The sequence below is a fragment of the Abditibacteriota bacterium genome (assembly GCA_017552965.1).
GTDB lineage: Bacteria > Armatimonadota > UBA5829 > UBA5829 > UBA5829 > RGIG7931.
Map to the genome: position 1 here is coordinate 1 of JAFZNQ010000102.1, position 4,962 is coordinate 4,962.

Consider the following 4,962-nt stretch of genomic DNA (forward strand, 5'->3'; position numbering starts at 1 on the left):
CCCGGGCCTTTCCGACAGTTTGAAGGGGATATCTTACCGGTTTTGCCTGACGTCAAAACCGCCGATATGACGTCTGAATTGGCCGCCGATATGACGTCTGAATTGGCCGCCGGGATGACGCGGGGTGCTGGCGCATGTCCGCTACACTCGTCAGTACTCGAAGACCGGGTCCTCCCCATTTGCCCTCTCCGGCTCTGCCGGAGCAATGTACGGGCAAACGGGTCCCGCCCGAGATCCCTTCCCCAAAACGGCCAAACGCCGGTGGAGTTTGATATATTGCCGTTTTGGCCGGGATGACGCGGGGTTGGCGCCGGGATGACGGTTTTCCTTGCCCCGCGATACGGCCCCTCCCGCCCCGGCTTGATCCGTGACCGGGGCTCGCGGTTCTTTCGGAGAAAACCCTGCCTGCCATTCGAAGAACTCCTTCGATATATGCTATAATAAAACTATCATCTCATCGAATACGCGGGTCTTGTAATGAAAGAATATCAGACTACATACAGGCAATACCTATTGGAAAACGTGGTCCCGTTTTGGGAAAAGCACTGTCCCGACCGGGAATACGGCGGCTATTTCACCTGTCTCGACCGGGACGGCAGTGTGTATGACACCGAAAAATACATGTGGATGCAGTGGCGCATAGTGTGGATGTTCGCGGAGCTTTACAACAAGGTCGAAAAAAAAGGCAAGTGGCTGGACCAGGCCCTGCAGGGCTTCCGGTTCCTCACCGGTCACGGCAAGGACCCTCTGGGCCGCTATTATTTTTCCCTGAACAGGGAGGGCGTCCCGGCCATGGCTCCCTACAACGCCTTTTCCGACTGCTTTGCGGTCATGGGCGCTGCCGCTCTTTACAAGGCCACGGGCTCGGAGGATGCCCGCAGAGAGGCTCTGTCGGCCTACGAATGCTACGCCGGCAGGGAGGCCCGGCCCAAGGGGGAGTGGACCAAGGAGCTGGAGGGCAAAAAGGAGTATATGAGCTTCGGCTTTTATATGATGCAGCTCAATCTGCTGTCGGTGCTCTCGAATGACCTGGGGGACGACCACAGCGCCGAGCTGGCCCGTCTGAGGCGCTTTGCGCTGGACACCTTTTACAGTCCGGAGCATGGAGTGGTGTTTGAGAACGTGCCTCCCAAGGGAGGGCCGGACCTGTCCTCCATGACCGGCCGCCACACCAACCCGGGCCACGCTCTGGAGGCCATGTGGTTCATCATGTCCTCGGCCCGCAGGGCGGGAGAGGAGGACACCGTGAGACAGGCGGCGGACATAGTCCTCCGGGAGCTCGAATACGGCTGGGACGACGAATACGGCGGCATCTATTATTTCCTGGATTATCTCCGCAAGCCCCACGTGGAGCTCCAGTGGGACATGAAGCTCTGGTGGGTGCACTGCGAAGCCCTCATAGCCGCTTTTCTGGCCTATAATTACACGGGCGACAGCCGCTTCAGGGACTGGTTTGAGAAGCTCCACCGGTGGAGCTGGCAGCGCTTCCCCGACCCGGAATACGGCGAATGGTTCGGCTATCTGAGCCGGCAGGGACAGGTGAACAACCGGCTGAAAGGGGGCAAATGGAAGACCTTCTTCCACCTGCCCCGGATGCTGCAGGTCATAGGCTGCTTCGGAGAGGAGCAGTGAAATACACAGACTGCGCCGACGTGTTTCTGGGCTGCGACGAGATAGACCTGCCCCGGCCCGCAGGCATTGCCGCCCGTTGGAGGTTTATCAAGGGGCTCTGCGGCAACACCCATCCCGGGGCTGCTCTGCCCTTCGGGCGCCTCACCTGCTGCTGTTACAGCGGGGCCTATTCCGCCGGCTACGGCCGCAATATGCCCAACACCGGAGAAAAGATACGCAAGCTCTTCGGCAGCAACAAATTCGTGGGCTTTTCCCATTTTCACCACAGCGGCACGGGCTATATAGGCCTCTTTTACAACTATTTTGTCACCAGCCCCTTTTACGGGGGGCTGGGGGAGGCCTTTGAGCCCTCGGATATCCTCGAAGAGGAGGCCCGTCCCGGCTATTATTCCTGCCGGTCCTCGAGAGGGGTGTTCTGCGAGTGCTCCGTGACGGACCGGCTGGTGTATCACAGATATTCCTTCGACAGGCCCGGAGGCCGGGTGGCCGTGGACGCGGGCCACAACGGTCTGGCCCGGGAGACCGGCGCCTTTCATCTGCCGGAGGACCCTGAGCTGCAGACTGTGGGCAGGACCGGGGCCCTCGTGTCCGTGGTCCAGGAGGGGATACGGCTCTATGCCCGCATAGAGTGCCGGGGAGCCGTCCGGTGCAGCCTGTGGCAGGGCGCCGCAGAAGGGGCCTTTGACTTCGACCCCGGCGTTCCCTTTGGAGTGGTGTTTGACATAGAGGGCCGGGAGGCCGAGATCGTCATGAGCATCTCCGCCTGCCGGGAGTCTCTGACGGAGCCTGAGGGAGATATAGACGCGGCGGCGGAGGAGGCGGAGCGGCGCTGGAACGGCGCTCTGGGCAGGATAGACGTCCGGGGGGAGGACAGGGACAGGAGGATATTCTACTCCAATCTGTATCATTCGCTGGTCAAGCCCGCCTTCTGGACCGGGGAAAATCTGCCGGGCCCCTGCAGCGAGCCTCTTATGGGAGAGCTGGTCACTATGTGGGACATATACAAGACCCAGCTGCCTCTGGTCTTCACCCTGTTTGAAGACGTCCGCAAGGGCGTCCTCTCCGCCTTTCTCGCCTGCGAAAAATACCGGGGCGGCTTTCCCCACTGCCTCTTGATGTCCCGGAGCATGGATATAGAGGACAAGCAGGCCCGGTGTCTGGCGGAGCACAGCATCGCGGACGCCTTTTACAGAAGCGGGGCGGGGGACCATATAGACGGCATTCCCCTGAAGGATATACTGGCAGCCTGCCACCGGGATATGACCCGGCCCGGACGGGAGGACTTTTGCGAAGGGGGCTTTTGCCCCCGGGCCACCCACACTCTGGATATGGCGGAGGCCGCCGGCTGCGTGGCTGCCCTGGCCCGGGCGGCGGGGGACAAGGACCTGGAGGCCCGATACACGGCCCTGTGGCGCCATTGGACCCACGCCTTCGGCCCTGACGGGCTCATGAGGCCCGACAGCGAGTATTATGAGGGCAACCGTTATTCCTACTCCTTCCGCCTCCTGCGGGATATGCCGGCCCGCATAGCCCTCTGCGGCAGGGAGGCCTTTGAGAGATATCTGGACGGGTTCTTCGGCTTTGCCGACTGCAGAGACGAGAGCCGGTTTCAGGGCTTCAACAACGAGACGGACATGGAGGCTCCCTGGGCCTATCACTATATCGGCAGACATGACAAGCTCTGCCGCATCATAGACGCCTCTCTGGACTATATGTTCGCGGAGGGGCGGGGCGGCATCCCCGGCAACAACGATTCGGGGGGACTGAGCGCCACCTATATATGGAACGCTCTGGGCCTGTTTCCCGTCACCGGACAGGACCTGCTCCTTGTGGGCAAGTGCCGCTTCGAGAGGGCGGAGCTGCAGCTGGCCGGGGGCAGGACCCTTGTGGTGGACAACCGCTGCTTCGGCGCCGATCCCGGCGCCGTGAGCTTCAACGGCAGGCCGGGGCGGGAGCTGACGGTCACGGAATTCATGCAGGGCGGGAGGCTGGTATATGAATAGAATATTGTTGATACTGCTGCTGATAGCGGCGGCCGCGCCCTCCTTCGGGGGAGTGTATCTGGCCTCCCGTTACGGGGCGCTGGACAGCGACGTCCTGAAGGGAGGCGGCACCGACGACACAGCCCGGCTGCAGGCGGTGCTGGACAAGGCTCTGGAGGGAGAGCAGGTGACGCTGGTCATGGACGGCGCCGCCCTGATATCGGGGCTCATCATCCACGACAACACCACCGTCAGGTGCCTCAATCCCTCCTGCGGCTTTTTCCTGCGGGACCACGCAGGCAACGCCCTGTTTCGCAACGGACGGGCCAGCTTTACCTCGCCGCCGGCGCTGCGCAACAGGAACATATCCCTCATAGGGGGCACCTACAACCACAACGCCGCCCGGCAGGAGCACACGGTGCCCTCCAAGCCGGACGAAAAGACCATATACACCGATCTGGCGGGGAATCCCTCGGCCCTGAAGGACGTGAAGGCCATGGAGTTCTACGGGGTGGAGGACCTGCTCATACAGGACGTGTGCATCCGCAATCAGACCACATTTGCCCTGCTTGTGGCCAACTTTTGCCGGGTGACCATAGAAAACACGGACATAGTCCTGGACGACTACAAATACGCCAACAATCAGGACGGGCTCCACTTCTGGGGGCCGGGCAGCTTTCTCTCCCTCCGCAATATACGGGGCGCCTCCGGCGACGACTTCATCGCCATAGCTCCCGACGAAAGGGACGGAGTGTCCGACATCACCGACGTCACCATAGACGGAGTGTGCCTCAGGGAGGCGGACCAGGCCATCAGGCTGCTCTCCAGAGGCAAGGGCAGGCTGGACCGGGTGCTCATAAAAAACGTGACCGGCGTCTTCAGGGGGCTGGGCTTCATCGTGACTCCCTGGATGGAAGGGGAAGGGGGCAATTATGGCAGCATCATCTTTGACACCATAGACCTGCGCTGCGACACCAAACAATACGACCCGGCGCCCATGCTCTTCCGCATAGGGGGCAATATAGACAGCCTGACCGTCAGAAACCTGCACTATCACGGCCGGCTTGCCCACGACCTGATGCAGATAGGGGGCTCCTACGCGGGGGACGGCCCCGGAGGCCCCGGCATGCCCTCCCGCATAAAGCATTTGACTCTGGAAAACGTCTGCGTCCACAATGACTTGAACGCCCACGACTACGTGCGGCTCCGGGGCGCCGTGGAGGACCTCCTGGTCCGCAACGTCCAGCTGCTGGGCTGCCGCCCGGAGAGCAGATTTTTCGTCAGGGACTATCCCGGGGCAGGCGCCGCCAGGCTGAGAGTGGAGGGCTTTTTGTCCGACGGAGCCCGG

At 61.7% G+C, this 4,962-nt stretch carries 3 protein-coding genes; all 3 read left to right on the forward strand.

Translation table 11 applies throughout. The features are described 5' to 3' along the window. Window positions 1–477: 477 nt before the first annotated feature. A complete protein-coding gene (locus IK083_08785; GenBank protein ID MBR4749647.1) occupies window positions 478–1,632 on the forward strand; it encodes an AGE family epimerase/isomerase in 1,155 nt (384 codons plus the stop codon). Further along, window positions 1,629–3,635, forward strand: a complete 2,007-nt coding sequence (locus IK083_08790; GenBank protein ID MBR4749648.1) for a glycoside hydrolase family 92 protein — start codon at window positions 1,629–1,631, stop codon at window positions 3,633–3,635. Before IK083_08785 ends, IK083_08790 begins: the two co-directional genes overlap by 4 nt. After that, window positions 3,628–4,962, forward strand: a 1,335-nt coding sequence (locus tag IK083_08795; GenBank protein ID MBR4749649.1) for a hypothetical protein, incomplete at its 3' end; no start/stop codon positions are given. The genes IK083_08790 and IK083_08795, both read left to right, overlap by 8 nt.

Coding starts and splice junctions, on each gene's coding strand:
- IK083_08785 (MBR4749647.1), top strand. CDS start 478: ATGAAAGAATATCAGACTACATACAGGCAATACCTATTGGAAAACGTG.